General features: G+C 61.1%; 22 protein-coding genes. 11 read left to right on the forward strand and 11 right to left on the reverse strand.

The annotated features are described in order from the left end of the window. Positions 1 to 113: 113 nt before the first annotated feature. Together VIL80_RS09330 and VIL80_RS09335 are read left to right on the forward strand one after the other, a co-directional pair. Positions 114 to 434: a YidH family protein gene (locus tag VIL80_RS09330; protein ID WP_332035839.1), complete on the forward strand. Its 321-nt coding sequence runs from the start codon at positions 114 to 116 to the stop codon at positions 432 to 434. Positions 435 to 481: 47 nt separating this feature from the next. Beyond that, positions 482 to 1,111, forward strand: coding sequence for an NAD-dependent epimerase/dehydratase family protein (locus VIL80_RS09335; RefSeq protein WP_332035840.1), 630 nt, complete (start codon positions 482 to 484; stop codon positions 1,109 to 1,111). A gap of 18 nt (positions 1,112 to 1,129) precedes the next feature. Here the strand turns inward: VIL80_RS09335 and VIL80_RS09340 are convergent, their stop codons facing one another. From VIL80_RS09340 to VIL80_RS09350, 3 genes are read right to left on the reverse strand one after another with little or no spacing between them, the layout of a single operon-like run. Next, positions 1,130 to 2,341: an efflux RND transporter periplasmic adaptor subunit gene (locus VIL80_RS09340; protein ID WP_332035841.1), complete on the reverse strand. Its 1,212-nt coding sequence runs from the start codon at positions 2,339 to 2,341 to the stop codon at positions 1,130 to 1,132. Position 2,342: 1 nt separating this feature from the next. Continuing rightward, positions 2,343 to 4,718, reverse strand: a complete 2,376-nt coding sequence (locus tag VIL80_RS09345) for an ABC transporter permease (RefSeq protein ID WP_332035842.1) — start codon at positions 4,716 to 4,718, stop codon at positions 2,343 to 2,345. A 6-nt stretch (positions 4,719 to 4,724) separates the two neighbouring features. Continuing rightward, entirely contained in the window at positions 4,725 to 5,456 is a 732-nt protein-coding gene (locus VIL80_RS09350; RefSeq protein ID WP_332035843.1) for an ABC transporter ATP-binding protein, read from the reverse strand. Between the two features lie 167 nt (positions 5,457 to 5,623). On the opposite strand from VIL80_RS09350, the gene atpD reads away from it, so the two are divergent. The 8 genes from atpD to VIL80_RS09390 are packed head-to-tail and all read left to right on the forward strand — an operon-like array spanning position 5,624 to position 11,813. Continuing rightward, on the forward strand, positions 5,624 to 7,018 hold the full coding sequence (gene atpD / locus VIL80_RS09355) for a F0F1 ATP synthase subunit beta (RefSeq protein ID WP_332035844.1): 1,395 nt from the start codon (positions 5,624 to 5,626) through the stop codon (positions 7,016 to 7,018). Beyond that, a complete protein-coding gene (locus tag VIL80_RS09360; protein ID WP_332035845.1) occupies positions 7,015 to 7,410 on the forward strand; it encodes a F0F1 ATP synthase subunit delta/epsilon in 396 nt (131 codons plus the stop codon). Before atpD ends, VIL80_RS09360 begins: the two co-directional genes overlap by 4 nt. A gap of 20 nt (positions 7,411 to 7,430) precedes the next feature. Further along, a complete protein-coding gene (locus tag VIL80_RS09365; RefSeq protein ID WP_332035846.1) occupies positions 7,431 to 7,736 on the forward strand; it encodes an AtpZ/AtpI family protein in 306 nt (101 codons plus the stop codon). A gap of 3 nt (positions 7,737 to 7,739) precedes the next feature. Next, positions 7,740 to 8,429, forward strand: a complete 690-nt coding sequence (locus VIL80_RS09370; protein WP_332035847.1) for a F0F1 ATP synthase subunit A — start codon at positions 7,740 to 7,742, stop codon at positions 8,427 to 8,429. Further along, positions 8,422 to 8,697: an ATP synthase F0 subunit C gene (gene atpE, locus VIL80_RS09375; protein WP_332035848.1), complete on the forward strand. Its 276-nt coding sequence runs from the start codon at positions 8,422 to 8,424 to the stop codon at positions 8,695 to 8,697. Before VIL80_RS09370 ends, atpE begins: the two co-directional genes overlap by 8 nt. A 12-nt stretch (positions 8,698 to 8,709) precedes the next feature. Beyond that, complete coding sequence (locus VIL80_RS09380) at positions 8,710 to 9,471, forward strand: F0F1 ATP synthase subunit delta (protein ID WP_332035849.1); 762 nt, start codon at positions 8,710 to 8,712, stop codon at positions 9,469 to 9,471. Between the two features lie 3 nt (positions 9,472 to 9,474). Then, positions 9,475 to 10,962 (forward strand): F0F1 ATP synthase subunit alpha, encoded by a 1,488-nt coding sequence (locus VIL80_RS09385; protein WP_332035850.1) that lies wholly within the window; start codon positions 9,475 to 9,477, stop codon positions 10,960 to 10,962. Next, the gene (locus VIL80_RS09390) at positions 10,959 to 11,813 is read left to right on the forward strand and encodes a F0F1 ATP synthase subunit gamma (protein WP_332035851.1); all 855 of its coding nucleotides are present in this window, start codon (positions 10,959 to 10,961) and stop codon (positions 11,811 to 11,813) included. The genes VIL80_RS09385 and VIL80_RS09390 overlap by 4 nt, the downstream gene beginning before the upstream one ends. A gap of 17 nt (positions 11,814 to 11,830) precedes the next feature. Here the strand turns inward: VIL80_RS09390 and VIL80_RS09395 are convergent, their stop codons facing one another. From VIL80_RS09395 to acsA, 7 genes are read right to left on the reverse strand one after another with little or no spacing between them, the layout of a single operon-like run. Continuing rightward, positions 11,831 to 13,018: a glutaredoxin domain-containing protein gene (locus VIL80_RS09395; RefSeq protein ID WP_332035852.1), complete on the reverse strand. Its 1,188-nt coding sequence runs from the start codon at positions 13,016 to 13,018 to the stop codon at positions 11,831 to 11,833. Between the two features lie 57 nt (positions 13,019 to 13,075). Continuing rightward, complete coding sequence (locus tag VIL80_RS09400; RefSeq protein WP_332035853.1) at positions 13,076 to 15,403, reverse strand: heavy metal translocating P-type ATPase; 2,328 nt, start codon at positions 15,401 to 15,403, stop codon at positions 13,076 to 13,078. After that, positions 15,387 to 15,656, reverse strand: coding sequence for an acyl carrier protein (locus VIL80_RS09405; RefSeq protein ID WP_332035854.1), 270 nt, complete (start codon positions 15,654 to 15,656; stop codon positions 15,387 to 15,389). Before VIL80_RS09405 ends, VIL80_RS09400 begins: the two co-directional genes overlap by 17 nt. Then, positions 15,653 to 16,837 (reverse strand): dihydrolipoamide acetyltransferase family protein, encoded by a 1,185-nt coding sequence (locus VIL80_RS09410; RefSeq protein ID WP_332035855.1) that lies wholly within the window; start codon positions 16,835 to 16,837, stop codon positions 15,653 to 15,655. The genes VIL80_RS09405 and VIL80_RS09410 overlap by 4 nt, the downstream gene beginning before the upstream one ends. Next, the gene (locus tag VIL80_RS09415) at positions 16,830 to 17,810 is read right to left on the reverse strand and encodes an alpha-ketoacid dehydrogenase subunit beta (RefSeq protein ID WP_332035856.1); all 981 of its coding nucleotides are present in this window, start codon (positions 17,808 to 17,810) and stop codon (positions 16,830 to 16,832) included. Before VIL80_RS09415 ends, VIL80_RS09410 begins: the two co-directional genes overlap by 8 nt. A gap of 19 nt (positions 17,811 to 17,829) precedes the next feature. Further along, complete coding sequence (gene pdhA, locus VIL80_RS09420; protein WP_332035857.1) at positions 17,830 to 18,813, reverse strand: pyruvate dehydrogenase (acetyl-transferring) E1 component subunit alpha; 984 nt, start codon at positions 18,811 to 18,813, stop codon at positions 17,830 to 17,832. Next, a complete protein-coding gene (gene acsA, locus VIL80_RS09425; protein WP_332035858.1) occupies positions 18,810 to 20,573 on the reverse strand; it encodes an acetate--CoA ligase in 1,764 nt (587 codons plus the stop codon). The genes pdhA and acsA overlap by 4 nt, the downstream gene beginning before the upstream one ends. Positions 20,574 to 20,672: 99 nt before the next feature. Here acsA and VIL80_RS09430 point away from each other — a divergent pair, with 99 nt between their 5' ends. Continuing rightward, complete coding sequence (locus tag VIL80_RS09430; RefSeq protein ID WP_332035859.1) at positions 20,673 to 23,387, forward strand: cation-translocating P-type ATPase; 2,715 nt, start codon at positions 20,673 to 20,675, stop codon at positions 23,385 to 23,387. Positions 23,388 to 23,409: 22 nt separating this feature from the next. On the opposite strand, the gene VIL80_RS09435 is transcribed toward VIL80_RS09430, so the two are convergent. Continuing rightward, positions 23,410 to 25,305 carry a potassium transporter Kup gene (locus tag VIL80_RS09435; RefSeq protein ID WP_332035860.1) on the reverse strand — a complete coding sequence of 632 codons (1,896 nt, stop codon included), beginning with the start codon at positions 25,303 to 25,305 and terminating at the stop codon, positions 23,410 to 23,412. Positions 25,306 to 25,323: the final 18 nt, after the last annotated feature.

A 25,323-nucleotide genomic window follows, 5' to 3' on the forward strand; every position in this document is an offset into this window, starting at 1 on the left:
CGTTGGGAATGGCGGAACGAAATGCCGCGAGCGCCCCGGTCTAGACTTCGACGGCAGGGGTCTGCGCAACAATCTGGCAGGAGCATCGCCACGGCGTCCGAGGGGAGTCAGCTATGATTCGCAATTTCAGGGAACATGCCGCCAACGAGCGCACTTTTCTCGCGTGGGTGCGAACGGCCATCGCCGTGGTGGGTTTTGGAGTTGCGATCGGGCGCATGGGCAATCATGCTCCCTCCCCATGGACGGAAGTGGCGCTGTTTGTGAGCGGTGGACTGGTCGTATTACTGTCCTACCTGCGGATGCGCGCCAAGCAGCGACAGATTGACAGGCGCACGGAATATGCCGACGAGGAGCGGTCTTTCGACCTGCTACTGTTGGCCCTGGTCTGCAGCATGTTTGTGTTAATGGCCTTTTTCACCCTGCATCTGGTCTAGTGCTACGTCCACCACACGAAGTTTGAATCTATGGCTGAACGAGAAGCATGAAATTGATGATTGTCGGCGCCACCGGCTTGGTAGGCCGCCATGTACTGGAGCTTGCGCTTGCGCACGGGGCGGTGGAGCAGGTCATTGCACCCGCACGCCGGTCACTTCCGGCGCACCCCAAGCTGGTTTCGCCGCAGGTGGATTTCGATCGCTTGCCGGCAGACGCCGACTGGTGGCGGGTCGACGGGGTTATCTGTGCACTGGGTACCACCATGCGCACCGCGGGCTCGCGGCAGGCCTTTACCCGGGTGGATCACGATTATCCGCTGGCGATTGCCAAGCTGGCCCATCCCCACGGTGCGAATACCTATGTGCTGAATTCGGCCCTCGGCGCCGATCCGGAATCGCGCATTTTCTATAACCGCACCAAGGGTGAGCTTGAGCGAGACCTGCAAAAGGTGGGATTTGAATCGTTGACGTTTGTGCGCCCGGGACTGATTGGCGGGCAGCGTGATGAGTTTCGCCCCGGTGAACGTCTGGCGGCGGCAATTCTCAAGGTCATAGGGCCGTTATTGCCGCGGCGCTGGCGGATAAACCCGGCGGAGAACATCGCGCGGGCACTTCTCAACGCGGCAATCGACCACAAGACCGGAGTGCACACCGTAGAATCTGCGAAGCTGGCATGAGCGGTTTACCTCGCGCTTTTAGAGCGCGCGCTCTGTCAGTTTCACGCCGTCGGTAATCCGCTCGCTGGGATGCAGAACAATGGTTTCTCCGGGGGAGATGCCCGACAGAATTTCCGCAACACGCCCGTTATTGTGGCCGATCTCAACCTCCGTGCGCACCGCGCGATCGCCAACCACTTTGAACACCGCCCACGCCTTCTGGTGACGGAACAGGGCGCCGGTCGGGACCTGCACCACGTCATCCGCACGCCAGATTTGGATGGCGGCGTCCACGCGATAACCGTGGCCGAGCCGCGCCCATTCCTCCCTGGGATCGGTAAAGTCGACGATCACATTGACCCGCTGCTCCTCGATCCCGAGCGCGGAAATCTTGGTGAAGCCGTAAGGTTCCACCAGCCGCACGCGCCCGTGCAGGGTTTTGTCGCCACCCCAGGCGGTGAGGGCGACCGGGGCCCCTCGCTGCACGCGAACGGCGTCGCGGGACAGCAGGTCGATGACGATTTCCAGCTGGCCGGGGTTGCCGATTTCCAGTAGCGGGGTGCCTACGGGCACCACCCGTTCGCTTTCCTGCAGCAGCTGCAGAACCCGGCCGCCTACGGGGGCGGTGACCTTGACCAGGTTGCCGTCGTCCAGTTTGGGGGTACCGCGCTGGGGCTCGATCAGGGCTGCTCGGGCATTGTCCAGTTCGCTCTCGCTGACGCGTTCCGCGGCACGAGCGGTATCCAGCGCGGCTTTCGCACTGTCCAGAGAGAGCTCGGTGCGCTCCAGTTCCACTTTGGAGATATGGCCTTTTTCTGCCAGTTTGCGCGCGCGTCTGGCATCGGCCTCGGCAAACGCCAGTTTGGCCTCGGCATCACGCCGTTCCGCCTCTGACAGTTTCAAGGCGGATTGGGCGCTGCGGATGGCGGCTTCCGCCTGGTTGCGGCTGCGCTCATCGAGAAACTGGGGATGGGTGGGAAGCAGTTCGGCGAGGGTGGTGGTGCCGGCCTCGACGGTGTCGCCCACATCACTCTGGATACGCAGCAGGTAACCGGTGACCGGTGCGGAAACCACAAACACATCGTGTACGCGGGTATAGCCTTCGTCGCTTACCGCCAGCTGCATGGGTCCGCGGCTCACCCGGGCCATATCCACCGGCACCGGCTTCGGTGTAAAGGCATAGACCAGATAGCCCAGCAGGCCAGCGAGCAATACTATTCCGACGATGCGTTTGAACAGTTTCCGCCCCATATCACTCCCTGGTCTTGAGTACGGCAATCAGGTCCAGCTGCTGGATGCGCCGGTGCACCAGCAGGCCTGAAGCCGCCGCCGAGAGCAGGACCACCAGCACTGCATAGCCGTAAGTTGAGGAACTGATGATCAGTGGAATACGGAATAACTCGGTATTGAACGACTGCACCAGGGTCCACGCCAGCAGGTAGCCGAGCAGGGCACCGAGCGGCAGGGCGAGTAGGGTGAGCAGTGCGAGCTCTCCCAGCAGAATATACGACACCTCGCCGCGGGTAAGCCCGAGCACACGCAGGCTGGCCAGCTCACGGCCCCGTTCGGACAGGGAAATGCGCGCGCTGTTGTACACCACCCCCAGCGCAATCAGCCCGGCAAATAAAGTATTAAAAAACACAAAGGTACCGAGGCTCTCCTGAAGGGTTTCATAAAAGGCATCTTGGGCCTGTTCCTGCAGGCTGACACCGGCCACCACCGGTGTGTTTTTGAGAGCTTGATAAAACTCTTCGGTAAGATCCGGGTCCACCAGCAAATAGGTGCCGGAAATCGCGATATCGTCTTTCAATATCCGGTTCATCACTTCCAGATCCATGTAGGCCGCAGTGCCCATATAGGTTTTTACAATACCGCTGACCTGCACATCCAGTTCCGGGCGCCGTCCGGTGCGCACCTCGACACGCAGGAATTCGCCGCTGCGTATATCCAGTAATTCCGCCAGCTTGTCGGACAGCACGATCCCGTAGCCCGGCAGTACCACCGGGCGCAGTTCGGTATCCACAACCCGGCTCAGTTCTGCGTTGGGTTGCAGGCCGATGATGGCTTCGCGGCGGTTGTGAGTGCCGTTGCGCAGCACCACTGGTATCGCGCGGAAGGGCTCCGCATGCATGGCCCCGGGTGCGTGCAGCACATCCTGAACCGCGCGCACATTGCGCGGCTCGACAAAATTGACTGTCACATCCTGGCGGTCGATCACATTGAAACTGATGTCCACCATATACAGCATGGCGTCCAGGGAGAAGCTCGAGCCGATCAGCAGCCCCATCGACATGGCGATGCCGATGGTGGTCATCGCTGCGCGCCGCGGCCAGCGATACAGGTGCCGCAGAATCATGCGCGAGGGCTGGTCAATCCAGCGCGCCAGTCGCTCAAGCCAAATGGCCGAGCGGCTGTAGTCCGGCGGTGGTGGTGGCACCATGGCCACGGCGGGATCCAACCGCACGACCCTGCGCACCGCCCCGAAAGTGCCGGCCGCAGCAATCACCAGGCTGAAGCCTATGCCCACAAGATAGACGTCCGGCGGCGCGCGAAACAGCAGAAACGGGAATTTGAAATAGTCCATGTACATGCGCGCCAGCCCGTGGCCGAGCCACAGCCCGAGAGCAATACCGATAACGATGCCGAGCAGTGTGACCAGGCCAATCATTTTCAGGTAGTGCCGTGCCACCGCCCCATTGCTGTAGCCGAACGCTTTCAACAGCCCGATCTGTTCCCGCTCCGTATCCACCAGTCGGCCGATCACCACATTGAGCAGGAACGCAGCCACCAGCAGGAAAATGGGTGGCAATAGACGTCCCATGGTCTCCAGCTGCTGGATCTCGTTGGTGAGGAACTGGTCCGATATCTGCTGTTCGCGTCCGTAGGCGCCGGTGGCACCATAGCGTTTCAGTAGCAAGTCCAGTTGTTCCAGCAGGGCGTCGGTGTTTTCGCCGGGGGACGCCAACAGCACCGCCTCGTTGAAGGCGCCATCCAGGTCGAAGGCGTTGGCCAGCGCTTCCAGGTTCATCCACAGCACGCCGAAGCGCTTTTTGTCCGGCACGATTTCGCCGGGCGAAATCGCGTATACATATTCCGGCGACAGCACCACACCGGTGACGGTAAGTTTTTTCTTGGTGCCATTGAGGATCGCATACAGGTGATCGCCCGGCTCGAGTTGGTGGGCTTCGGCAAAGGCCTCCAGGGCCAGTACTTCTTCTTCGCGCACGGGATCCGGGTAGCGCCCGCGGCGCAAAACAAAGTCGTTGATGTGCGGGCCGGGAATTGCCGGCAGTGACTGTATCTCGCCGGTGATGGGCGCGGCGGCCCCCTCCACGTCGAGAATCACCCCTGCGCGGATACGGGTTTCCGCACGGCGCACTCCGGGCAGCTCGGCGATCTGTTCCAGCAGCGCTTCGGGCGCGCGCTTTACCGGTGCCCAGATATCGGCAAAACGGTAGCGCTCGTAATAGGCGGCGCGGGTCTCTGCGAGGGACGCCAGCATGCCCTTGGACATCAGGTACATGCCCACGCCGCAGCCGATCACCACCGCAATAGCCAGTGCCTGGCCCTTGATGGCCCAGAGATCCCGCAGCAGTTTGCGGTCGAGTGGGGCGAGGAATTCAATCACCACCTGCTACCAGCTCAGTTCCGCGGGTGCACAGGGGGTTGTATTTTGCTCGATGTTCTGAATACGCCCGTCCGCCATGGTAAGGATGCGGTCGGCCATCCTGGCGATGGCTGCATTGTGTGTGATCACCATGGTGGTGGTGCCCAGTTCATGATTGACCCGCGCAATGGCCTCCAGCACCACGATGCCGGTTTTGCTGTCCAGTGCGCCGGTGGGTTCGTCACACAGCAGCACCCGCGGTTGCTTGGCAATGGCACGTGCGATGGCCACCCGCTGTTGTTCACCGCCGGATAGCTGTGCGGGGAAGTGGTTCATGCGCTGGCCGAGCCCCACCAGTTCCAGTGCCTGTTCCGGTGTCATCGGGTCGCGCGCAATTTCCGTTACCAGCGCGACATTTTCCCGCGCGGTCAAACTGGGAATCAGGTTGTAAAACTGGAATACGAAGCCGACGTACTCGCGCCGGAACTGGGTCAGGTGGCGATCGTCGAACGCGGTGAGTTCATCGCTGCCAAAAAACACGCGCCCTTCGGTGGGTGAATCCAGGCCGCCGAGAATATTCAGCAGGGTGGATTTACCACTGCCAGAGGGGCCCAGCAGCACCACCATTTCACCACGGGGTACGCTGAGATCCACTCCGCGCAGCGCATACACGGTCGATTCACCGCTGCCATAGGTTTTGGTCAGGCCTTCTGCGCGAATCGCTGCCTGCTGGTTGGATGATGGCTTATCGCTATTCATGGCGGACACCAGTTCCTTTGGTTGTCCATTTCACTGCATGGATTTATTGATTGCTGTGCTGCGAATTGGCAACTGGCGGTAGAACTCTCGCCAAATACGCAGAACCCACTACGGGGCCGCTGACTGCTTCTATTCTAGAAGGAAACTCATGACATGAAATAAAAGCCATGCCGAACACGCAGGATGACACCGTGGTGTGCGCGCCCATTGGCACCATTGCCGAAGTGCACGGGCCGGTGGTAGTCATTCGCTGCGACAAACTTCCGCCGCTGCGTCAGGCCCTGCGTGCGTCCATCGATCACGAAAGCTATCTGTTTGAAGTCCACCAGCACCTGGACCAGCACCATGCCCGCGCAATCACGCTGCACCGCACCGCGGGCCTGCGTCGCGGCCTGCCGGTGTTTGATACCGGCGCACCGCTGCATGTGCCGGTGACGCCGGACTGCCTCGGCCGCCTGCTGAATATTTTCGGCGAGCCGCTGGATGGCGGTGCACCGCTTGAGGCGCAGGAATTCCGCAATATCCATACGCCGCCGGCGGCGCTGTGGGACGCGGTGGGCACCGGGGATATTCTGCAAACGGGCATCAAAGTCATCGACTTGCTGTGCCCCTTTGTGCGCGGCGGCAAGACTGGGCTGTTTGGCGGTGCCGGCGTGGGCAAGACGGTGCTGGTGATGGAATTTATGCACGCTGTGGCCTCACTGCACAGCGGGGTGTCCGTGTTTGCCGGCGTCGGCGAGCGCATTCGCGAGGGCCATGAATTGTGGCACGAGATGCGCGAGGCCGGGGTCATGGAACAGACGCTGATGTGCTTCGGTCAGATGGATGAATCCCCGGGGGTGCGTTTTCGGGTAGGGCTTTCCGCGCTGTCCTATGCGGAGTATTTGCGGGATTCGCTGCACAAGGAAGTGCTGTTCGTGATGGACAATATTTTTCGCTTCGTGCAGGCGGGCAGTGAAATCTCCAGTCTGCTCGGGCGTATGCCCGCCACCGTCGGCTACCAGCCGACCCTGATCAGTGAAGTGGCGGAAATGCAGGAGCGCATTCTCTCCACACCGCAGGGTGCGGTGACTTCGGTACAGGCGGTGTATGTGCCTGCGGATGACATGACCGACCCGGCGGTGGACGCGATCCTCGGCCATCTTGATAGCTCGGTAGTCCTGTCCCGGGCACAGGCGGGTAAGGGAATCTATCCGGCGGTGGAACCGCTGCAATCCGCCAGCCGGCTGATGGATCGCCATACCCTGGGCGACCGGCATTACGCGGTAGCGGAAGGTGTGCGTGAGTATCTGGCGCGATACCACGAACTGGAAGACATCATTGCCATGCTCGGTATCGGCGAACTGTCCGCCGCCGACCGCCTTGTGGTGATGCGCGCACGCAAGTTACAGCGCTACCTCACCCAGCCATTTATGGTTACCGCCTCGCACACCGGCATCGCTGGGGTTTCCGTGCGGCTTGAAGACACGCTGGATGACTGCGAGGCATTCCTGCGTGGGGATTACGACGCCCTGCAGGAGGAGGACTGCTATATGCGGGGCACCATGAAGGGAAGTGCATGAACACTTTTACCCTCGAACTGCTATCGGCCACGGAACAGCAGCGCTTTGATGGCGTAACCCGCTTTGTGGGCGAGGATGCCTCTGGCAGTTTCGGCATTCTCGCCGGACATACCCGTACCATTGCACCACTGGTGTTCGGACTCGCGCGTTTCCGGCGCGGTAGCGAAAGCTGGCAGTACCTGGCGCTGCCCGGCGGGCTGCTCTATTTTCTGGACAACCATCTGCAGATTTTCACGCGCCGCTTTCTGATCGACGCCGATTACGCGCGCATCTCCGCGCTGCTGCAGCAGCAATTGCTCGCCGAGGAGCAGCGTCTCGTGGAAACCAAGGAAAGCCTGGCGCGCATGGAAGAATCGATGCTGCGGCGGTTGTGGGAGCTGAGTCGGGAATAGCGGGAACAACAGGCATCCAAATGGCGAATGATCGTGATCAAAAGCAGCGTGACCGACAACTGCGCAATCACCAATTGAGTGAGCGAGTGGAGCGCCAGGCTAGGCGGATGAAAAAGGCCGAGCGCGAACGGGAAACGCTACTGGCCCAGACCATCTATATCGGCACCCTGGGGCTGGTGTTTGTACTGCCGGTAGTGGGCGGTGCGTATCTCGGTCGCTGGCTGGATGGATTCGTGGAAGGCTACTCCACCCGCTGGACCCTGAGCCTGATTTTTCTCGGCGTGGTGGTGGGTGCCGTTAACGTCTATCTGTTGATACGGGAATAGGGCATGCACGGCGACACCATGTCATTCCCGGTGCTGTTGCACCTCGGGCCGCTGCAGGTGACTACCACGGTGGTGACCACCTGGGTGATCATGGCGGTGCTCGCGCTGCTGGCCTGGCTGGTATCCCGGCGCCTGCAGCTGCGCCCGCGCCGGGCACAGACGCTGGCCGAGGGCATTGTCTTTACCATCGAAGAAGCGATCCGCGCAGTAGCGCCAAATCATGTGCCGCTGCTGCTGCCGTTCATTGCCACATTGTGGATCTTCCTGGTAGTCGCCAACCTGTGTGGCCTGGTTCCCGGGGTGCATTCACCCACCCGGGATCTGTCGGCGACGGCGGCACTGGCCATCCTGGTGTTCCTGTCGGTGCACTGGTTCGGGATCCGCGACCAGGGTTTGAAGGCCTACCTGCGTCATTACCTTTCGCCGACGCCGGTGTTGCTGCCGTTTCATATCCTCAGTGAAATTACCCGCACGTTGGCGCTGGCAGTCCGCCTGTTTGGCAACATCATGAGCCTGGAAATGGCGGCGCTGTTGATCCTGCTGGTCGCCGGTTTCCTCGCCCCGGTTCCTATACTGATGCTGCATGTGATCGAGGGGCTGGTGCAGGCCTATATTTTCGGCATGCTGGCCCTGATCTATATCGCCAGTGGGCTGCAAACCCAACAAATGAGGCAGGAAGCCCGCAATGAATGATCTGTCCTGGTTTACCACCCTGTCGACCGTCGCCGCACTGATCGGCATGGGTATTGGCGTGTTGGGGCCCGCGATTGCCATGGGGCGCGCCATCAGCAGTGCGTTGGAGGCCATCGCCCGGCAACCGGAGGCGGAGAAGTCGATCCTGCGAGCACTGTTTATCGGCCTTGCCATGATCGAGTCGCTGGCAATTTATGTACTGGTGATCGCGCTGATCGTCCTGTTCCGCAATCCGTTGTTGGAATACCTACTCAACACCAAATCCTGACCGGGGCACACCGTGGAGCTGAGCTGGTCGACCTTCCTGCTGGAAATCTTCAACTTTCTTGTGCTGGTATGGATTCTCAAGCACTTTCTCTATCGTCCGATACAGTCGGTAATTGCGCGCCGCCAGCAGGATATCGATGCGCGCCTGGCGGAGTCCCGTGAGAAAGAGCAGCAGGCGGTGCAGCTGCAGAAAGACTATCAAGGCCGGGTGGCTGAGTGGCGCAACGAGCGTGAAAAATCCCGTGAAGCGTTGGAAACCGAACTGCGCGGTGAAAGGGCGCGGCGGGAAAAGTTATTGGCGGACGACCTGGAGCAGCAGCGGGCAAGGTCATCCGCAGTGGATGCCCGTCAGAAGAGCGAGCAGCGTCGCCAGCTGGAACTGCAGGCGATGGAGCAGGGCAGCCGATTTGCTGCGAAATTACTTGAGCAGGGCGCCGGGCCCGAAACAGAAACCCGCTTGATTACTCTCTTTCTCAAAAGCCTTGCGGAAATGCCGGAAGCGCAACGGCTGCAGTTGTGTGGGCAAATTCGCGATTCGGCGAACACAGCGCCGCTACAGGTATCGAGCGCGCATGCCTTGGACGCCGGGACGCGCAAAAAAATTGAACGGGGGCTGGAGGCCTGCCTGGCTCGCGAAGTGGCCTGCCACTTTGTGGAGGACCCCGAACTGATCGCCGGGGTACAGGTTTCCATTGGCGCCTGGACCATGGGGCTCAACGTGCGTGACGAGTTGCAGGGATTTGCCCAGCTTGCCCCGGATTCCGTCGGAGGCTAAGCGATGACCGGTAGCCTGATCCAGCAACGGACCGACTGGCTCGACAAATACCAGCCACAGGTACGGATCGCCGAGCAGGGCTGGGTGGTTTCCGTTGGCGATGGCATCGTGTGGGTCGCCGGGTTGCCGACCGTAGCCATCGACGACGTGCTCGAGTTCAGTGACGGCAGCCGCGCACAGGTATTTGATCTGAATGTGAACTTGGTGGGCGGCGTATTGTTGCAGGCAACCGACGCACTCACCGCCGGCACCCGTGCCACACGCCGCGGCAAGCCGCTTGGTATCCCCGTGGGGGATGAGCTGTTGGGGCGCGTATTGGACCCGCTCGGCGGACCGCTGGATGGCGGCGCGATGCCGGACTGCGCCGGCTGGCGTCCGTTGGAAGGCCGCGCGCCGGCCATCGCCCAGCGGGATTTTGTGCAACAGCCGTTGTACACCGGCAGCAAGGTGCTGGACACCATGATTCCGATTGGCTGTGGCCAGCGTCAGTTGCTGATCGGCGACGAGGGGTTGGGGCGCAGCGCGCTGGCGCTGGATGCGGTCACCAATCAAAAGGGTAAAAACATCCGCTGCGTGTATGTATTGATCGGCCAGAAGCGCTCCACAGTGATCGGCACCATCGAGCTGCTGCGCAGGACCCGAGCGTTTGAATACACCACCGTGATTGTGGCGGAGGCCAGTGCACTGCCGGGATTGCTGCATTTGGCACCGTTTGCCGGCTGTACCGTTGCCGAGCACTGGATGCGCCAGGGTTGGCACACCCTGGTGGTGTATGACGACCTGTCGACCCACGCCAAGACTTACCGCGAGCTCTCCCTGCTGTTGCGGCGGCCTCCGGGGCGCGAGGCTTATCCCGGAGATATCTTTTCCGTACACGCGCGCCTGCTGGAGCGCGCGACCTGTCTTAACGCCGCCAATGGTGGAGGTAGCATGACCGCGCTGCCGATCGTGGAGACCAAACTCGGCGAAATCGCGGCCTATATTCCCACCAACCTGATTTCGATTACCGATGGCCAGGTATACCTGGACCGCGATCTGTTCAGTGGCGGCTTCCGGCCCGCCATTGATATCGGCAAATCCGTATCGCGTATTGGCGGCCGCGCCCAGCATCCGGCGGTGAAGAAGGAAGCGGGGCGCATGAAGCTGGATTACCTGCAGTTTCTCGAATTGGAAATGTTCACCCGTTTCGGCGCCAAGCTGGAGGCGGGGATGGAAAAAGTGATCCGTCGCGGTCGGGTACTGCGGGAAATTTTCAAGCAGGATCGCCTGTCGCCGCTGCCAATCGAGTTTCAACTGGCGTGGATGGTTGCGTTCAACGACGGTCTGCTGGACGAGCGCGAACCGCGCGCACTGCCGGAGATGTTGGCGCAATTGGAAATGCAGGTGGCCGCCAGCGGACTGACCCTGGACGACGGGCGGGACCAGTGGGCCGCACTGGCACGGGACTGGACCGGTGAACACGAAGCGGACAAACAGGGCGAACTGCGGTGAGCCGCCGCCACGAACTGCTGCATCACCAAAGCCAGCTGGCGGAGGCGCGCCAGATTATCGGCGCCATGCAGTCGCTGGCGTTTATCGAAGTGCGTCGCCTGCGCAAGGTAATGGAGATCCAGCAGAAGGTGGTAGCCGGGCTTTACCGCGCCGCGCAGGATCTGCTCGGCTTTCACCGCGAACTGCTGCCAGTGGCGCAAGCGGAAAGCCCGCTGTATCTGGTGCTCGGATCGGAGCGCGGATTCTGTGGAGACTTCAATGATCCACTGCTGCAGACCCTGCAACAGTGCCTCGCTGAAACCGGAGGCAAAAACGCCGGCGTGGTGGCGTGTGGCCGCAAGCTGAGCGGACACCTGGAAACCCACCCGCAACTGAAGGCAACCTTTGAAGGCGCCACGGTGCTGGATGAAGTGGAAGACACCCTGATCCGTCTGGCCAATGGTTTGGCCGGACTGCTTAAAGGGGATGCCCCGCTGATCGTGATTTATCACGGCGGTCCGGATGAGAGCGTGATTGCGCGACCGCTATTACCGCCATTTGCAGAACTGCAGGACCAGCCAGCGCAATTTGCCTATCCCCCACAGCTGAACGTCACCCCGCCACAGCTGATGCAGGATCTCGTCGACCAGTACCTGTTCGCGGCGATCCACGAAATACTCTACGTGTCCCTGATGGCAGAAAATCATCGCCGCATGCAGCACCTCGAGGGCGCGGTGCGCCACCTGGACAAACGCCTCAACAGTCTCAAAACCCGGGAAAACCAACTGCGGCAGGAGGAGATCATCGAGGAAATCGAGGTGATTTTGCTCAATGCGGACAGCGCCGCATCAGGAGGTTCCGGTACTGGCTGATGTCTTTTTGAGAGCCGCTATATGAGTAATCCTGGAAACAGCAGCATCGCCACACCGAGCAGCAGCATCACCAGACCACTGATGAATTTGAGCCAGCGTCCCGTGCTTTGTGACAGTTTGCGGCTGCCGAGCGCGACTACCGCGAGGGTGACCATCAGCGCGTCGTCGGCAATATAGGCGAGAATGTAAAGACCGAGATAGCCGTAATAGGCGGGCTTGCTCAATTCGTGCTGTGACAGCACGGCGGTGTAGATTGCCGGCAGCCCGGCGGTGCACAGCAATTCAATAAAATTCACTAGTACCGCCAGTGCCGCGACGCCCACCAGGGAGGTGAGCAGGCTGTTGTTGTGCATGAGCTTGCGAATGCGGGCGTAAAGGCCGGGTTTCGCCGACTCTGGAATCGACAGCGTGTAATCGCGACGCTGGTTGAAGAAGTCGCGCAGGTTCACCAGACCGATGGCGATGGCGATGGCCGCCAACAGCCACCGCAGCCAGTTTGAAATACCCACCACCAGAAACAGATTGAGCCACGCGGCCATGAAGGCGTAGTAGATGGCGCCGCTCACCAGCACGAAGGTTCCGGCGATCAGCGCCATGCGGCGCCGGTCCTGCAGTCGCACCAGTATCGAAAGCAGAAATAGCAGTACCCACATGGCGCAAGGATTGAAACCATCGATCAATCCCAGGGCAAGGGTGAAGAGTGGGAGGCCGAGTTCGGTGGCATTCAACCGGCCGAACCCGGCCTCTTCAGGCTTTCCCGGCGGTGCGCTCCCGCCATCGATAAGCCGGTGCAATATGGGTCCGGTTTCTTCCGCACTGATAAAGCCCACATGTACGCGACCGTTCACGACAAAGGTGGGCACACCGGGCGGCCACTCACCGGCCTCGCGGGAGTAGCGCTCCAGCTCGTCTCTCGCTGCGGGATCTTTGTCGATGGCCCGGTACACGATACGCAGGTTGGGTTTTTCCCGGGCCAGTTTGCGCAGATATTGCTTGGCGTCCGCACAGTGGGGACAGCCATCGCGCACGTAGACGATGAGCACCTGCGGTGATTGAGATGGCTTTTCCGCTATTACATCCGCGGCCAATGACACGAACAGGAACATCAGCAGGAAAGGCGCAATGGTGCGCAGGAATACCGAGAGCGGCGAATGCGCTATTGGCGGGGAACGATATTGGCCGATTGGCCTTTTACGCTGGGTCATGGTGTGTCATTGGTACTGGGTTCTACACATTTACCCTTGAGTAAAGACCAATGCGAGTCACGGCTGGGAATCACTCAACGTAAAGTAGAGTTCTTCTTCCTGGGCAAAGTGCAAGCGTACTATGGCGATAAGGCTGAACAGCAGCCGTCGCAGTTCCTGGAGCTGAAGTTCGTCCGGTTGCACACCCGCGAGGTTGTCGGCGAGTTGCTCATAGCGGCGTGCGAGGCGAAAAATTTCCCGGTGGGTATGGCTCATGGCACCCATCGGATCGAACCCCCGTACCATGGGCGCCAGTGCCGGGTAGAGCTGTTCCTCGTCTTCGCGCTCGTGGGGCAACAGTTGTTCCCGTATCACTCTGCTTACCGCGTTGATTTCATCGGAAGTAGATGGGTGCAATCCGCCATTGAGTGTGGTGCACGCTTGCTCCAGGCGATCCAGCACTGGCTGTAGTTCACTGTGTTGCATTCGCAACCGATCCGCCAGTTCTACCGGCATGGCCGCTTCCGCGCGGTGTTGTCGCGGTGGGCGTAGTGCCCGCAGCGCGTTGAAAATCACTGCCACGTCGATACCTTCCTGCACCAGCGCACCGATCACAGGAGGCAGGTATCCGAGTGCGGCAATCAGCATCGCGAGCGCGGACAACCCCATACCTGCGATCACACTCTGCAATGCGATGTGGCGACCGCGCCGGGAAATATGTAACCCCTCCGGCAACCGGTCGAGCCGATCCACCAGCAATACCACATCGGCAGCCTCGGCGGAGGCACCGGCACCGCGAGCACCCATGGCAATACCCACGTCGGCAGCCGCCAGCGCCGGCGCATCATTGATGCCGTCGCCGACCATGGCGGTGGTGCCGCTCGCGCACTCGGCTTTGACCGCCGCCACCTTGTCCGCCGGTGTGCGCTCGGCGAGCACCGCGTCAAAACCCAGAGCCAGCGCCACCGTTTCCGCCACATCCTGGCGATCACCACTCAGCATGACGGTGCGCTCGACGCCAGCGCGGTGCAATTCCCGCAGTGCCCGGGGGGTATCCAGACGGAGCTGGTCTGCCAGCAACAGCACGCCCGCCATCTGGCCATCGATCGCGACGAACGCACCGGACAGGCCTCGCAACGCCATGTAGCGCAAGCGGGTCTCAGACCAGTGGTCTACGGAAGCACCATCCAATACCAGTGGCAGGCTGCCCACAGCTACGGTTTTTCCCTCCACCTGACCGCGCAAACCCTCGCCGGGGGTTTCCTGAGCCTGCACAGGAATCGAGAGCGCCAAGTCGCGGCGCTGCGCCTCAGCGACCAGGGACTGGGCGGTATTGTGTTGGGAAACCTGATCCAGTGACGCCGCGAGCCGCAATACCTCGTCCGGTTGGAACCCGGGGGGTGTCTCGATCCCCACCAGCTGCTGGCGCCCGGTGGTCAGGGTACCGGTTTTGTCGAACACCAGGTTTTTTGCGTTGGCAAGCTGTTCCAGCGCGGTGCCATTCTTGATCAGGATGCCGCGCTTGGCGGCGAGGGAAATGCTGGCGATGATTGCCACTGGTGCCGCGAGAATAAGCGGGCAGGGGGTGGCGACCACCAGTACCGCCAGTGCACGCAATACATCGCCGGAAATTGCCCAGGCCAGTCCGGCAACGAGCAGGGCCGCCGGTATGAACCACAGCGCATAGCGATCGGCGAGACGGGTGAAGGGCGCCTTGGCGGCCTGGGCTTCGGTCACCATGCGCACAATACCGGCGTAGGTACTTTGCTGCGCCGTTTTCAGTGCCTGTAAATCCAGCGGGCCTCCGGCGTTGATCACGCCGCTCATCAGCTGATCCCCGCGCATGCGTCGGCGCGGCAGCGATTCGCCGGTTACCGCGGATTCGTCCAGCTCGGCGGTTGCGGATAGCAGCAATCCATCCACCGGAACCGCTTCGCCGGATTTGACGATCAGCTGATCGCCGATCTGCACCTGCTCCGCCGGTATCTCCTCAATCCCGGAGCTCACGCGGCGATGCGCGATGCGCGGGCTGCGCTCAAGCAGCGCCGACAACGCCTGCCGCGCCCGCCCGCTCGAGTATTCTTCCAGCGCGCGACCACTGGCGAACATAAACGCGATTACCGCCCCCGCGAGGTACTGTTGCAGTAGCAGGGCGCCGACCATGGTCAACAGTGCCAGCACATCGACGCCGGCCCGGCGCTGGGCGAGGGCGTGGAGACTTTCCACACTGGCAACCGCAAGCATGAGCGCGATGGCAACAATCCACGGCAGGGAAGGCGATGCGTCCAGCAGTCGGGCCACGCCGCCCGCAACGAGCAACAGGGCGATGATGACCGCGAGGGATTTGTGCAGGTGGCGTGTAAGGTAGGCTAAATCGCGCTCTGCTGGCTTACTTGCCGATTGCATTTGTTCTGGCACTGGAATTTCTCACCAGATAGTCGACCGTGCTATCGAGACTCTGCAACTTTGTGTAGTCCTGCTCGGGAATATCGATCTGGAATTCACGTCCGATAGCGATGGCAAAGTGCATGAAATCCATCGAATCAAAATCGTACTGATCGCGAATCGGCATTTGCGCATCCAGTTGCACAGGATCGATGTCCGGCGCCACCTGTAGCAGCTTTTCCAGCACTACGGATCTGATTTCGTCGGCACTCATAGGGATTCCGGCTCCTGTAACAGGCGATCGATTTCAGCGAGAAACAGACCGCCGCGGTGCCCATCGCTAACCCGGTGATCGGCAGCGAGGCTGGCGTTGATGACACGACGCACGGCCGGTTTGCCCGCGACCGGCAACACACGCTCGATCACGGAGCCAAATCCGACAATCGCCAGCTGTGGAGGGAAAATGATCGGCAATACCGTTTCCACTCCCTGTTCACCGAGGCTGGTGACGGTGATGGTGCCGTCCTGCAGTTCCGAACCGCGCAGGTGACCACTGCGGGCGCGGTCCACCAGGTCGAAAAATTCCGGCATCAGCTGATCCAGTGCTTGTTCATTGACGTCATGCAAGGCCGGTACCACAAGTCCACCGGTGCGCAGGGAGACGGCGACGCCGATGTGCACCGGTACGCTTAATTGCGCCTGGCCGTCGACAAAAAAGCCGTTCACTTCCGGAATTTTTTTCACCGCTCGTGCCACCGCTTTCAGCAGCAGGATGGCGTAGACCATGCGCTCGGGCAGTGGGCGCTCGGCATTTTGTGCCTGCAGCCAATCCAGTGCGCGGGTCATGTCGATGGTGGTGGAAAGATAGTAATGGGGGATCTCGCGCTTCGAGCGCGCCATCGCGGCGGCGATGGCCTGGCGCATACCGCTTGCGGAAGCATCGGCATTTGTCGTGGTACTGGAAACGGGCGCGGCCGGTCCGGCGCTGGCGATAACGTCTTCCAGTGTCACCGCACCGCCGGGACCGCTGCCGTGTAGGGTATCCGGGTTCACACCCAGTTCGCGGGCGCGCTGGCGCGCCGCGGGCGAAACGCGCTTGCGCGCGGGTGCTTCAAGTGGCGGGTGCTTTGTTTTCGCGGTTAATGCGGACGGTTCGGTGCTGTCATTTTTTTTCGGGCGTTGTACACATTCCCGCGCAAATTCTTCGACCGCGCTTTCGTGCTCACCGCGGTAGAGTGCGAGCGCCGTGCCTACCGGCACTTTTTCATCCAGTCCCACCAGCAGCTGCTCGATGGTGCCACCTTCGAAAATTTCGATATCAATAATGCCCTTGTTGGTCTCTACCGCGGCGACGATATCGCCTTTCTGCACAACATCGCCGGGTTTTACGAACCATTCACGCAGGGTGGCGTCATCCATGTCGGCGCCGAGGGAGGGCAGGCGGAATTCAGACATTTTTCCCCAGTACCTCACGCGCCTTTGCAACGATAGTTGCCACCTGGGGCAGTGCCGCCTGCTCAAGGTGGCTGGGGTAGGGAATAGGCACTTCGGCGGTGCATACCCGCGCCAGCGGCGCATCGAGATCGTAAAAGGCCTGCTCGCTGATGCGCATGCCGATTTCCGCGGCAAGGCTGCCGCTGTTCCACCCCTCATCAATGAGCACCGCGCGGCGGGTCTTGCGTACGGAAGCCATGATCGTTTCGTCGTCGAGCGGGCGCAGAGAACGCAGGTCAATCACCTCTGCGTCCAGCCCTGACTTGGCAAGTTCCTCCGCGGCCTCAAGGGCCTTAACCAGGTTGCCGCCGTATGTGATCAGGCTGATATCACTGCCCGCACGGCGCACGGCAGCGCGACGGATTTCAGCGACGGTTACATCCTCGTTCAGTTCCCCTTCGCGGTTGTACAGGGCGTTGTGCTCGAACAGGATTACCGGGTCCGGGTCATCCAGCGCTACCCGCAACATTCCCCGCATGTCTTCCAGGGTGGCCGGTGCGATCACCCGCAGCCCGGGCACATGGGCGTACCAGCATTCGAGACTGTGGGAATGCTGTGCCGCCAGCTGGCGGCCGGCACCGGTGGTCATGCGCAGTACCACCGGCACGCTGAACTGCCCACCGGACATATGCCGCAGGGTGGCGGCGGTATTTACAATCTGGTCCAGGCACAGCAGGCTGAAGTTCACCGTCATCACCTCGACGATCGGGCGCATACCGCCGAGGGCAGCGCCGATGCCGGCACCGACAAACGCCGACTCGGACAGCGGGGTGTCGCGGATACGCTCTTCACCGAACTCGTCCAGCAGTCCCTTGCTGACGGCGTAACAACCGCCGTAGCGGCCGACGTCTTCGCCCATCAGGAATACCCGCTCATCCCGCTGCAGGGCTTCGCGCAGTGCGGCGCGCATCGCTTCGCGGTAGGTGATCTTCAAATGATGGGGCCTCCCTGCTTCAAGGGCTCTCGGTGTAGACATACTTCATTAGGTCTTCCACCGGTTCCCATTGACCGGCTTCGGCGAACGCCACGGCCGCTTCGACTTCCTGGCTGGTGGCAGCTTCTATCGCGGCGACATCCCGATCCTCGATCATCTGCTGGGCCTTGAGGCGCGCGCTCAGGGTGGCGATGGGACACAGCTGTTTCCACTGTTCGACTTCGGCCTTCTCCCGGTACAGCTCCGGGTCAAACATCGAATGCGCACGGAAGCGGTAGGTGCGCATTTCCAGAAACACCGGCATTTTTTGCGTGCGGATTTTTGCCAGCGCGTCACGGGCGGCGGTATTTACCGACATCACGTCCATGCCGTCCACCGCGGAGGAATCTATACCGTAACTCTCGGCCTTGCGGTGAATATCGGTAACCGATTCCGAGCGCGCCAGCGCGGTGCCCATGGCATAGAGGTTGTTTTCACAGACAAACAGCACCGGCAACTTCCAGAGTGCGGCCAGGTTGAGGGATTCGTGGAATTCGCCTTCCGCCACCGCGCCTTCGCCAAAAAAGCACGCGGTGACCCGTTGCCGGTTTTGCATTTTGTCGGCGAGAGCCAGGCCAATGGCGAGGGGCAGGCCGCCAGAGACGATGGCATTGCCGCCGTAGAAACGGGTTGTGGCATCAAACAAATGCATGGAGCCGCCGCGACCGCCAGAGCAGCCTTCCTGTTTGCCATACATTTCCGCGAGGATGGAGTTCATGGAAATGCCGCGCATCAATGCGTGGCCGTGTTCGCGGTAGGTGGCGACCACGGCGTCTTCCGCCGCCAGTTCGGGAATCACGCCGGCGGCCACCGCTTCCTCGCCGATATACAGGTGCAGGAAGCCGCGGATTTTTTCCTCGCCGTACAGCTCCGCGCACGTTTCTTCCATGCGGCGAATACGCAGCATGTCCTGCAACCACTGGAGTCCCTGTTCGCGGCTGATCTGCGAGGGTTTGTCGTTCACTCGTTGCCCTCCAGCGTGGATGTGTCGCCCTCGGGCAGACCGAGTTCGCGCGCTTTCAACAGCCGCCGCATGATCTTTCCGGAGCGGGTGCGCGGCAGCGTCGACTCGATCTGTATTTGGCGGGGCGCCACCGCTGGGCCGAGACGCTTGCGCGCCAGTGCCATGATCTCCTGTTGCAGCGCTGCACCCGCTTCAAAACCGGGTTTCAGGGAAACGAAGCCTTTTACGATTTCTCCCGCCATCGGGTCTGGCACTCCGATCACGGCGGCTTCCGCCACCGCAGGGTGTTCCATCAGCGCGCTTTCCACTTCGAACGGGCCAATCAAATGCCCGGAGGATTTGATAACGTCATCGGCGCGGCCTATGAACCAGAAATAACCGTCCCGGTCGCGCCGGGCCAGGTCGCCGGTCAGGTACCACTCGCCGTGGAAACATTTCTGGTAGCGCTCTTCTTCGTAGAGATAGGTACGGAACATGGAGGGCCAGCCGCGCTTGAGCGCCAGTTCGCCCTCCTGGTCCGGTTCGACGATGGGCTCCACCGAGCCATCTTCACAGTGGCGCATCACCGCGGCCTCGATGCCGGGCAGCGGCCGCCCCATGGACCCGGGCCTGATCGGCTGGCTGAGGAAGTTGGCGATCATGATCCCGCCGGTTTCGGTCTGCCACCAGTTATCGTGGAAGGGCAGGCCGAAGGCTTCCTTACCCCACAGCACCGCCTCCGGGTTTAGCGGCTCGCCGACGCTTGCCATAAAGCGCAGTGCCGGTAACTCGAACCGCTGCGCCAGCTCGGCACCGACTTTCATCATCATGCGCACGGCAGTGGGGGCGGTGTACCAGACACTGACCTTGTGATCACGCAGGATGCCGTACCAGCGCTCCGGGTCGAACTCTTCCCGATCCACGATCATGGTGGCACCGATCACCAGCGGCGCGATGATCCCGTAGCTGGTGCCTGTCACCCAGCCGGGATCGGCGGTGCACCAGAAGACATCCTGCGGATGCAGGTCCAGCGCGAGGCGCGCGCTGGCGTGATGGGCAAGTACGGCTTCGTGCACATGCAGCGCACCTTTGGGCTTTCCGGTGGTGCCACTGGTAAAGTGCAACAGCGCCGGATCTTCCGGATCGGTATTCTCGATGACAAATTCATCCGCGGCGTGATCCAGCAGCTGTGCGAAATCAAGTGTCGCGGGAGGGAGGACACTGTCGTGTGTATCGCGAATCAGCAGGACCTGTTGCAGGTGTGGCAGGGACTCCCGCAGGGCCGCAACCTTGCGCAGATAAAGGCGTTCGCTGGTGACGAGTACCTTGGCCTCGCCGATGGACAGGCGCGCCCGCAGCGGTTCTGGACCGAATGCCGAAAACAACGGGCAGAAAACACTGCCATTTTTTAGCGTGCCCAGCGCCGTGATATAGAGTGCCGGCTCGCGCTCGCTCAATACAAAAACCCGTTCACCTTTTTGCACACCCAGTTGCCGCAGGACATTGGCAAACCGGTTGCTGAGCATACTCAGCTCGCCGTAACTGAAATCGGTGGCCTCGCCATGCTTGTCCAGCCAGCGCAGGGCGGTGTGGTTACGGCGCTCGCCGGCAGCGTGACGGTCGACGGCTTCATGGGCGATGTTCAGGCCGCCCGCAGGCAGGCCGTCCAGCAACCCCAGTTCGTGTTCCCAGGAAAAATTTTTCCGGGCGTCATCGTAGTCCAGCAGATTGGGGACCAGTTCCCAGTCCTCGCGGTTCTTATTCAGAGTTACTAGAGCCATAAGCGATGTGAGGGCATTTTCACTTCGGGGCCTACGAGACACCCGGGGCTATAAGCTAAGGTTGCAGAAACAACAATTGGCCATTCTTCCCGAATATTCATGCAAGCCGACGTCGACATAACAGACACCAACATCAATAAACCGTGGCACTGCCAGAGCGCTAAGGATGTCGCTGGGCGGTTGGCAAGCGGCGCCAGTGGACTGTCGGCTGCGGAGGCTGCCCAGCGCCTAAGCAGTTATGGCACCAACGCACTGCCGCTGCCACGGCTGCCCGGGTTTTCGCGCTTGTTCCTGCGCCAGTTCATCAGCCCGCTCATCTATGTACTGCTGGCGGCGATGCTGGTTTCACTGATCGCCGGCAAGCTGGCCGACGCGTCCTTCATCGGTCTTATTCTGTTGATCAATGCGTTGATCGGCGCCTTGCAGGAAGACCATGCTCATCGCAGTGCCCAGGCGTTGCGCAAGTTGATGGTGAGCCGCGCGCGGGTGATAAGAGACGGTGAAACCAGTGAGATTCCCGCGGAACAACTGGTGCCCGGTGACCTGGTGTTACTGAGTTCCGGAGACCGGGTACCCGCGGACCTGAGGCTGCTGGACGCGGTAGGGCTTGAAATCGACGAATCGGTACTCACCGGTGAGTCGCTGCCGGTGTACAAACACAGCGACAGGCAGTGCGATGCGCAGACGCCGGTGGCAGAGCGGGTGAATACGTGTTTTGCCGGCACCCTGGTGGCCGCGGGGCGCGGCAGTGCGCTGGTTGTCGCCACTGGCATGGCGACGGAAATGGGCAAGCTGAGCCAGACCATGGAAGCGGCGCAGGGGGTAAAGCCACCGCTGTTCCAGCGCATCGAGCGCTTCAGCAAGAAGCTCACCCTGGCATTACTGCTGGCGGTCGCGCTGCTGGCGACGATCGAACTGGCCCGCCATACCGAGCCGCTGGTGATCTTTATGACGGCCGTTGCTCTCGCGGTATCCGCCATACCCGAAGGGTTGCCCATGGCGCTGACACTGGTGCTGTCTGTCGGCACCCGTCGCATGGTGAAGCGCCATGTAATCGTGCGCAAGCTGGTGGCGGTGGAGAGCCTGGGCTCCTGCACCGTCATTGCCACGGACAAAACCGGCACACTCACGGAAAATCGCCTGACCGCACGGGAAATCCGCTTCCTGGATGGCAGCGGCGTCACCGTCGATGGCGGCAGCCTCCCCACTGAGGGTGATTTACAGGCACAGGACAACGAACGGGTCGCGCGTCTGGCGCGGTCGGCGGCGCTGTGTAACGAAGCCGAATTGCATCCGCTGGGAAATGGCGACTGGCACAGCAGTGGCGATGCCGTGGATCAGGCGCTGTTGGTGATGGCGCACAAGGTCGGGCAACACCCGCGCAAGCTATTGGCGTCCTGGCCACTGCTGGATCAGGTGCATTACGAACCCGCCCTGGGTTTTGCCGCCACCCTGCACGGAAGGCGAGAGGCCGAGGGCTCGCCCAAACTGGTTTGCGTGAAAGGTGCGCTGGAAAGGTTGCTGCCCATGTGCGACACGATGGCAGGCGCCAATGGCAAGGTGCCGCTGGACCCTGTGCTTGCCCACGGGGTGCTGGAACGCCTCGCGGAGCGGGGTGCCAGGGTGCTGGCATTTGCCGATGGTCACTGGCCGGATAGCGGTGAATTTACGCCGGAAAACCTGCACGGCCTCAACCTGCTGGGACTGGTGGGCATGTTCGACCCGCTGCGCCCGGAAGCGGCTGGCGCGGTGGCCGAGTGCCGGGCAGCGGGTATTCATGTGTGCATGCTGACCGGGGACCACCCGCGCACCGCGCTGAGTATCGCCCGGGAACTGGGACTGGCGGATGCCGGGGACAGCCCGGTAACCGGTGCCGACCTGGCACAGGCGGAGGCGAATGGCCCGCGATCGCTCGATGCACTGACCGCGCAGACCCGCGTTTATGCGCGCGTGTCGCCGGAACAGAAACTGACTATCGTGCAGTCACTGCAACGCCAGGGACAGTTTGTGGCGGTTACCGGCGACGGCGTGAATGACGCCCCGGCGCTCAGCAGAGCCCACGTGGGTGTGGCGATGGGCGAGCAGGGTACCGAAGTGGCCAAGGAATCCGCGGACCTTTTGCTCACCGACGACAACTTTGCATCGGTGGTGGCCGGCGTTGAGGAAGGGCGGATCGCCTACCAGAATATCCGCAAGGTGATTTTTTTCCTGATCTCCACCGGCGCCGCAGAAGTGGTGCTGTTCGTGCTGACCACCAGCCTGGGATTGCCATTGCCCCTCACCCCAGTGCAACTACTGTGGCTGAACCTGGTGACCAACAGCGTCCAGAGTATCGGGCTGGCGCTCGAACCGGGCGAGGGCGACGAGATGCGCAAACCGCCGCGTCCGCCCGGGGAATCGCTGTTTAACCCGGTGATGGTGCGCCGTGTCTTGGTCTCTGGCCTGGTGATGGGGGGGCTGGCGTTTACGTGTTTTTACACGTTATTGGCCCAGGGCTGGGAGCTGGATGCCGCGCGCAACATTGTCCTGTTATTGATGGTGCTGTTCGAAAATGTCCAGGTGCTGAATAGCCGCTCCGAAAGCCATTCCATATTCCACCAGCCGTTTTTCTCCAACCGGATTTTATTGCTGGGCACCCTGGCTGCACAGGCGCTGCACATCCTCTGCCTGTATTCGCCGTTGATGCAGGAGGTGCTCGGTGTGGCACCGGTGAATGCGGCACAGTGGGGCGTGCTACTGGGTATCGCGCTGTTGCAGCTGCTGGCGATGGAGCTGCTGTTGCGTCTCCGTAGACCCCCAAGGGGCGCAGGTTGAGGTACACGCGGGATTGCTTTCGTCAGATTTCGATCTGTGTACCCAGTTCGATTACACGATTGGCGGGAATTCCGAAATATTCCACTGCGCTGCTGGCATTGCGCGCCATCACTGCGAAAACCCGCTCGCGCCAGTAGGCCATGCCGCTCGGCACGCTTTTCAGTGGCGAAATGCTTTCCCGACTCAGAAAAAATGACGCCTGTTGCGGGTCGACCAAAAGCCCGTGTTCATCTCCAAGCCCCTGCAGTGCCTGTGCGATATCCGGACTCTGCATAAATCCGTAAAACAACTGGATGCGGATACAACCATTGCCGAAATCGCGCAATCGATACCGTTGATCAAGTGGCACTCGGGGGCGATCGATAACCTTCACATTGAGAAATAGCACGCGTTCATGCAGCACCTTGTTGTGCTTGAGGTTGTGCAGCAGTGCGTGGGGTACCGATTCCGGTTTTGACGTCATGAACACCGCGGTTCCCGGTACCCGCAGCGGAGGGTCGCGAAACAACAGAGTCAGGAAATTTCTCAGATTCGACTCTTCATGCTGCAGCCGTTTGATGATCACCTTGCGGCCGTCGCGCCAGGTGACCATCAACACCATCGCCACAGCGGCAATGGCGAGAGGAAACCAGCCACCGTGCCCGATTTTCATCAGGCTTGATGAAAAGAAGGTGAGGTCTATGCAGCTGAAAAATAGGGCACCCGCCACACACCATGCCAGCGGGTAGTGCCAGCGGAAGCGGTAAACAAACGACGCGATAAACGTATCCATCAACATGGCGCCGCTCACGGCAACACCATAGGCCGCGGCCAGATTCGACGACGAACCGAAACCGATGACCGCGGCCAAAACCAGGACCAGCAACAGCCAGTTGATAGCGGGTATATAGATCTGCCCGGCCTGTTGCGGGGAGGTATGACGTACCGCCATCCGGGGCAGGTAGCCCAGTTGTATCGCCTGCTTGGCCAGGGAAAAGACGCCGGAAATACATGCCTGGGACGCAATCACCGTTGCCACCGTGGCCAGGGCCACCATTGGATATAAAGCCCAGCCCGGAAACATGCGGTAAAACGGATTGTCTACAGCACTCGGTTCCGACATCAGCAGCGCCCCCTGGCCCAGATAATTCAGGGTGAGTGCAGGGAATACCAGGCCACCCCATGCGAGCCTGATGGGACCGCGACCAAAGTGGCCCATGTCGGCATACAGTGCCTCGGCGCCGGTAAATACCAACAGGACCGCGCCGAGGATGGCGAAGGAACCGAAGCCGTGACTGGTGATAAAAACCAGCGCGTGAGCGGGATTGAGCGCCTGGAGTATGACCGGGTTGCCAAGGGTGGCATGGATGCCCGAAAGCATAAGCACCACAAACCACAGCGCGGTAATCGGGCCAAACAGCGCACCCACCATGGCGGTCCCAAAACGCTGCAGGAAAAACAGCGCTACTAATACGCCGATGGTCAGTGGCAGCACGAAAGGATGCAGCACCTCTACACCGACCTCTAGCCCCTCTATGGCCGACAACACCGAGATCGCAGGGGTAATCACCGCATCGCCGAAAAATAGCGCTACACCGCACAACCCCGCAGTGCCAATCAGCCAGCGCGTGCGGCGGTTGTGACCGCGGGTCGCCGCCAGTGCAAGCGCGGTCAATGCCATAATGCCGCCCTCACCATCGTTGTCGGCGCGCATGATCAGCAGCACGTACTTGATGGTAACCAGGATCATCAGCGCCCAGAATATCGCCGAGATACCGCCGAGGATGTTGGCCTGTGTCAGAGGCAAGCCGTGTTCAGTGTGAAAGATCAGTTTGACGGCATAGAGCGGGCTGGTGCCGATATCACCGAAAACGATCCCGAGCGCAGCCAGGGTTAGGGCCGCGCGACCTGAGCCATGTTCCCGCGTCGATTCATTCATGCGGTGCTTCTGTCAGGT

Origin of the sequence: Microbulbifer sp. (assembly GCF_036563125.1) — a bacterium.
Classification (GTDB): Bacteria; Pseudomonadota; Gammaproteobacteria; order Pseudomonadales; family Cellvibrionaceae; genus Microbulbifer.

What these genes read in the sequence shown, in the direction of transcription:
- VIL80_RS09330 (WP_332035839.1), top strand. Translation starts at nt 114, where the DNA reads ATGATTCGCAATTTCAGGGAACATGCCGCCAACGAGCGCACTTTTCTC.
- VIL80_RS09335 (WP_332035840.1), top strand. Translation starts at nt 482, where the DNA reads ATGAAATTGATGATTGTCGGCGCCACCGGCTTGGTAGGCCGCCATGTA.
- VIL80_RS09340 (WP_332035841.1), bottom strand. Translation starts at nt 2,341, where the DNA reads ATGGGGCGGAAACTGTTCAAACGCATCGTCGGAATAGTATTGCTCGCT.
- VIL80_RS09350 (WP_332035843.1), bottom strand. Translation starts at nt 5,456, where the DNA reads ATGAATAGCGATAAGCCATCATCCAACCAGCAGGCAGCGATTCGCGCA.
- atpD (WP_332035844.1), top strand. Translation starts at nt 5,624, where the DNA reads ATGCCGAACACGCAGGATGACACCGTGGTGTGCGCGCCCATTGGCACC.
- VIL80_RS09360 (WP_332035845.1), top strand. Translation starts at nt 7,015, where the DNA reads ATGAACACTTTTACCCTCGAACTGCTATCGGCCACGGAACAGCAGCGC.
- VIL80_RS09365 (WP_332035846.1), top strand. Translation starts at nt 7,431, where the DNA reads ATGGCGAATGATCGTGATCAAAAGCAGCGTGACCGACAACTGCGCAAT.
- VIL80_RS09370 (WP_332035847.1), top strand. Translation starts at nt 7,740, where the DNA reads ATGCACGGCGACACCATGTCATTCCCGGTGCTGTTGCACCTCGGGCCG.
- atpE (WP_332035848.1), top strand. Translation starts at nt 8,422, where the DNA reads ATGAATGATCTGTCCTGGTTTACCACCCTGTCGACCGTCGCCGCACTG.
- VIL80_RS09385 (WP_332035850.1), top strand. Translation starts at nt 9,475, where the DNA reads ATGACCGGTAGCCTGATCCAGCAACGGACCGACTGGCTCGACAAATAC.
- VIL80_RS09395 (WP_332035852.1), bottom strand. Translation starts at nt 13,018, where the DNA reads ATGACCCAGCGTAAAAGGCCAATCGGCCAATATCGTTCCCCGCCAATA.
- VIL80_RS09400 (WP_332035853.1), bottom strand. Translation starts at nt 15,403, where the DNA reads ATGCAATCGGCAAGTAAGCCAGCAGAGCGCGATTTAGCCTACCTTACA.
- VIL80_RS09405 (WP_332035854.1), bottom strand. Translation starts at nt 15,656, where the DNA reads ATGAGTGCCGACGAAATCAGATCCGTAGTGCTGGAAAAGCTGCTACAG.
- VIL80_RS09410 (WP_332035855.1), bottom strand. Translation starts at nt 16,837, where the DNA reads ATGTCTGAATTCCGCCTGCCCTCCCTCGGCGCCGACATGGATGACGCC.
- acsA (WP_332035858.1), bottom strand. Translation starts at nt 20,573, where the DNA reads ATGGCTCTAGTAACTCTGAATAAGAACCGCGAGGACTGGGAACTGGTC.
- VIL80_RS09430 (WP_332035859.1), top strand. Translation starts at nt 20,673, where the DNA reads ATGCAAGCCGACGTCGACATAACAGACACCAACATCAATAAACCGTGG.
- VIL80_RS09435 (WP_332035860.1), bottom strand. Translation starts at nt 25,305, where the DNA reads ATGAATGAATCGACGCGGGAACATGGCTCAGGTCGCGCGGCCCTAACC.